The following is a 4,916-nucleotide window of genomic DNA, read 5'->3' on the forward strand; positions in this document are numbered from 1 at the left end:
CCAAACGCGATTGCCCTGCGCTTCACCTGCCTGACCGGATCGCGGACCAGTGAAGTTCTGGGGATGCGCTGGACGGAAATCGATTTTGATCAACGGCTGTGGTTGTGCCCCGAAGATCGTATGAAAACAGGGGAGGAACATCGCGTTCCCCTAACGGATGAAATGTTGGCGATTCTTGAGCCGTTGAAAGCGCTGCAATCGGAGTATGTCTTTGAGGGGCAAAAGCGTCACAAGCCTCTGTCGAATATGTCGATGCTCATGCTTCTGCGGCGGATGGACGCCGAAGGTGTCACGGTGCACGGGTTCAGAGCGACGTTTCGCGATTGGTCGGCCGAAGTCGCTAGCGCACCGCGGGAGATTGCTGAGATGAGCCTGTCTCATCGGGTCGGATCGAACGTCGAGCGGGCCTACGCGCGATCCGATCTCTTGGAAAAGCGGCGGGCGTTGATGGAGCTTTGGTCTAAGTTCGTATCAGCACAGACTGGCGAGGTTGTCTCTTTTGACTAGTGATTTTGAAAAGAAGAACTCAAAATTAATTAATAGTGACACTGGAATTAATTTTCTTGGTTTTAAGCATATCGCGCAGTTCCATACTCAAGCCGGTGTAAGCCATCTGACGTCTTCGATGGCATTTTACGACAAGCAAGATGATGAAGCCCTATGGGATATTCCTGACTATATCCTATCCGATACTCTTGAAAAAGATCTCAATACTACCATAAATGTTTGCGCTAGGGCGCTTGCTGGAACCAAGTATTTCCCTAAAGATGTTAAGGCAGGCGAGTCATTTGGTGCGGTAGCAGAAGGGCAACGGGAGGGCGCATATCTCGAAGCGTGGGAGGATTTTCAAATAGTCGGCTTCGATGGCTTACCTATTTATACAGAAGCCACCCTTTCAGACGCTGAAAATGCTGACCAAGACAGATTGGCCACCGCCCTATGGTTAATCGTTAAGGATATTTGTGATGAGGGAAGAATGCTATCGCCTGATTGGTATCTAGCGCGAATATTGTTTGAGTTTTTCCGCGAATATCCGGTTCCACTGGAAAATGCCTTTCTGATCGGCGAACTTTACAAAGAGCTTTGCGTCAAACAAGCTTACGAAGGCGAACTTTCAACATACTACAGATCCTTAACTGAGAGCCAGCAACGGCGGCAACTGGGAGCTTCCGCAACTCAGAAAAAAGCCGAGGAGCTGCGGAACTTTTGTGTTGGTATGTTTGTGGACTTAGCTGTGAGAGTTGGCCCAATGATCATGTTTGCCCCACCTGAAATTCAGGCGCATGAGTTGCGCAAAGTAGCCCTAGACGCGCGGCCTGATAGCTTTGTACGATCTGGTAAACCATACAGCGTCGAGTGGTTTTTAAGGAACGTCATCGAGGATAGGAGGCTTGATATCATCAAGGCATTGGAGCGCATTCAGGCGCGAAAATAGGCTGTAGCCTTTATCGGATTTTTCAGAATCCTCCTGATTCTGTGAGATCTGTGAAAAGGCTCCTGTCTAGTAAGTCCATGTTCCACTTTAGAGTTTCCTGAACATAATGCGGTGTCATCAGTAGCAATCCTAAAGGGATGCAAGATGACCACCCTATTCGACCAGAACCGAAATTACGTCCTAGGTGACGACGAATTAAACCTCATTGCGGACCGGGACAAGCTTGCGCAATGGCGGCACAAGTGTTTTGGACTGGCGTACTACAAGCTCGGCCGCAAGATCATCTATCGCGGTTCTGATTTGAACGCTTGGGCGGAAGCCCGCAAAACAGAACCCGGTAAAGTGGGATCGTGAATAAGCTTGTTGGCAAAGTCGCCAGCAAAGAGGCGCATGAGTTCTCGTGGCTTTTGCAGAAATGCGATGTCACCGATACTGCAATATCATCTCAAGCCGATCGCGACTTTTTGGGAAATTTTTCCTATCAAGTAAAGACCGTGGATCCGCGACCCGACGCGCTTGGGTTCCTGACCGCCTTTGGACAGCATGACAGTCACGCGATTACGCTGGCAACAGGTGTGCCGAACCGCAGCCCACGCGCCGGGACGCCTTATCGTGGGATCACTTGGCGCGAAATCGTCCAGTTGGCAAAAGCCCCCGCCGCCGCCGAAAAGGTGCAGGCGCAGTTTGTCATCCCTTCGATCTATACCGCATGCGACGGGCGCAGCCATGATGCCCAGAGGGAACGTGGGCAATTCGGGATGTTGGCCGTTGATATTGACAGGGGCAACCCGACCCTTGCCGAGGTATCGCGGGCTTTGGGAGCCGTTCTGGGGCCGGTTGCGTCCCTGATCTATTCGTCATCATCTGCAACGCCTGATCTGCGCAAATGGCGAGTGTTGATACCGCTGGCCGAGGTTATCCTCGGCGCTGACTATCCCGACACCCAAAAGAGCCTTTTTGCTGCTCTGGAGGATTGCGGCATTGTCTGCGATCCCGCCCTTGCCCGCGCTGGTCAGCCTGTTTTCTTGCCAAACGTACCGCCGGCAAAGCGTGGCCCGGACGGATTGTCGCTATTCTATCAGGAACACTCCACCCCCGGCGCGGTGCTTGTGCTGACAGCCGACCACCCGATCATCATGCGCCGGGAAGCCATGCAGGCGCAGGCAGAACGTGACCGTCAAGACGCAGCGCAGAGAGTCGAGGAATACCGCACCCGCAAGCTGGCACTCGTCCAGGCGACTGGCGACGACTTCGAGCCTATCGAACACTTCAACCAGCATCACCCGATTGCCGACATGCTGGCCCGCTATGGTTTTGAGCGTGACCGAGGCGGCAAGGACTGGAAAAGTCCGCTTTCTGAGTCGGGATCATTCAGCACCCGTGACTTTGGCGACCATTGGGTTGCGGTTTCGGCATGGGCCGCAAATCACGGCGTTGGACAGCCGACCAGGAACGGGAACCACCGGGGCGATGCCTTCGACCTGTTTGCCTACTTCGAGCATGGGGGCGACAAGAGCGCCGCAGTCCGGGCCTATGCGCAAGAGGTCAGGCCGCGCCCAGCACCGCCATCAGCTGCGCCCGCCGCACCCAAGGTGCAGCCCCGCTATGCCCTGCCACGCGGCACCCTTGAAGCCGCCCGCGATACCGTTGCCGCTGCATTTAAGGCTTGGCAGGCCGCAGGAAGGGCATGGAACGCACTGGACCCCCAGAACGGCACCGATGATTTGCCCCCCGTTCCCTATGCCGGGGCAGCACTGGTTACGACCGGCGTGGGCAAAAGCACCGCCGCAAAGGTGGCAATCCAGGAATTATCTGAAACCTTGCCCATGACAGGCACGAAAAAACCGATCGTCATGGCGGTGCCGCGTCACGATCTGGCAGACCAAATCAAAGCGGACATGCAATTAGCTGGCGTGACAGCCGAGGTTTACAAAGGCCGGGATCAAGACGACCCACTGACCCCCGGTTTCAAGATGTGCTGGCGACAGGCTGAAGCCCATGAGGTTCAAAGGTCAGGTTGCGATGTCGAAAGCACACTCTGCACACAAGCGGGGATCGACTGCCCGTTTAAGGCGACTTGCGGCTACCAGCGACAGCGAAAGACACGGGCCGCAATCTGGATTGTTCCCCATGCCGTCTTGTGGCGTGACCCGCCCGCTTGCATCGGAACACCTGCCGCGTTGATCGTTGATGAAGATCCATCACAGGGGCTTTTCGGAGGCTTTGACGCCTTGCCCTACAAGCTGTCCCTGGACGATCTGACCAGCCCCATGCGAGGCCTGTCCCTCTATCAGAACGCAGATTTTGTGGCCGTTGCTGACAGCATTGCAAAGGCCGCAAGGGCCACGATACACATGGCAGGCCGGATCGCGGCTGACGATATTGCAGCGACCGCCGTTGAAGTGACCGTGGCGCGGAAAGCTGCCTTTGCCGCCATGCTGACCCCCAATTGTAACCCCCTGACCCCGCCTAAGCAGTTGGCCGCAGAACTGGCCCGCGTGGCGAGAAACAACACCCACGCCCTGCGCCTTGCGCGGTTGCTGGATATGGTCAGGACGGCAAAAGACACCGGGGCAAAGATCGTGCCGGGGTTGCAGGTTTACACGGCGCAGACCCCCGAGGGCGACACGTTCACCGCAATTCGGATGCGCTGGAAAAACGAACTTGGGGCAGGCTGGAAGGTGCCGACGATTTGCACCCGCGCGACGATCAAACCAGAATTGCTACGCACCGTCTGGCCCCAACCGGAACCTGCGCCGCCGTCTGCGCCATTACATCGAGCATCGCGCACAGCAGCACGACGGGCTTGTCTTGGTCGTGGCGCAAATGGCCGTGATTGAAGCCCTTGGCACGATGAAGGGGGTGGAAACCCTGCACTTCAACGCCCTGTCAGGGGTGGACCGATACAAAGATGCCCGCCTGATTATTCAGATTGGACGGACACAGCCCGCGCCTTGCGATGTAGAAGCACGGGCCGAGTTGATCCTTGGTGACGGGATCGATCGCCTGCCCGGATGGTACGACAAGACACCCGCCGCCCTGACACTGGCAGACGGCACCGCAGGGCCGCAAGTGCAGAGCCTAGGCGGCAAGGGGCAAGAGCCGGTCTTTGGCGCAGACCAGCACCCGCACCCGATGGCCGAGGCTATCCGCTGGACGATCTGCGAAGGCGAATTGTTGCAAACGGTTGGACGTGGCCGAGGCGTCAACCGCACCGCAGATAGGCCGCTGCAAATCGACATTCTGACCAGCGTACCCCTGCCCCTGCCTATAGATGAGGCCGGGGCCTTCAGCAGCTTTGAGCCGACCCTTGCCGACATGATGCAGGCGCGGGGCGTGGAAGTGATCGACACCAGCGCCAAGGGTGCCTTTGACGTGATCGCCGCCGTCCTGTCAAACTTCGGGATGACGCCACACGCGGCACGGATCGCCTGGAACAAGGAACAAGCCGCTCCCAAACGCTCACGCGCTCATATCCCTA

4 protein-coding genes and 1 pseudogene are annotated in these 4,916 nt (G+C 56.7%); all 5 read left to right on the plus strand.

The genetic code is table 11. The features are described from left to right. Positions 1-507: tyrosine-type recombinase/integrase (locus ACOI1H_RS23515; protein ID WP_422440599.1), on the plus strand; the 507-nt coding region annotated here is incomplete at its 5' end. After that, positions 500-1,435 (plus strand): hypothetical protein, encoded by a 936-nt coding sequence (locus ACOI1H_RS23520; RefSeq protein ID WP_422440600.1) that lies wholly within the window; start codon positions 500-502, stop codon positions 1,433-1,435. The genes ACOI1H_RS23515 and ACOI1H_RS23520, both read left to right, overlap by 8 nt. Positions 1,436-1,579: 144 nt before the next feature. Beyond that, positions 1,580-1,789, plus strand: a complete 210-nt coding sequence (locus ACOI1H_RS23525) for a MerR family transcriptional regulator (RefSeq protein ID WP_422440601.1) — start codon at positions 1,580-1,582, stop codon at positions 1,787-1,789. 140 nt (positions 1,790-1,929) lie between these two features. Further along, entirely contained in the window at positions 1,930-4,275 is a 2,346-nt protein-coding gene (locus ACOI1H_RS23530) for a hypothetical protein (RefSeq protein ID WP_422440602.1), read from the plus strand. Beyond that, positions 4,262-4,916: pseudogene (locus tag ACOI1H_RS23535) on the plus strand (hypothetical protein); the annotation flags it as partial. The gene ACOI1H_RS23530 and the pseudogene ACOI1H_RS23535, both read left to right, overlap by 14 nt.

The sequence above is a fragment of the Loktanella sp. DJP18 genome (genome assembly GCF_049310965.1).
In the GTDB taxonomy this organism is placed as follows: Bacteria; Pseudomonadota; Alphaproteobacteria; order Rhodobacterales; family Rhodobacteraceae; genus Loktanella.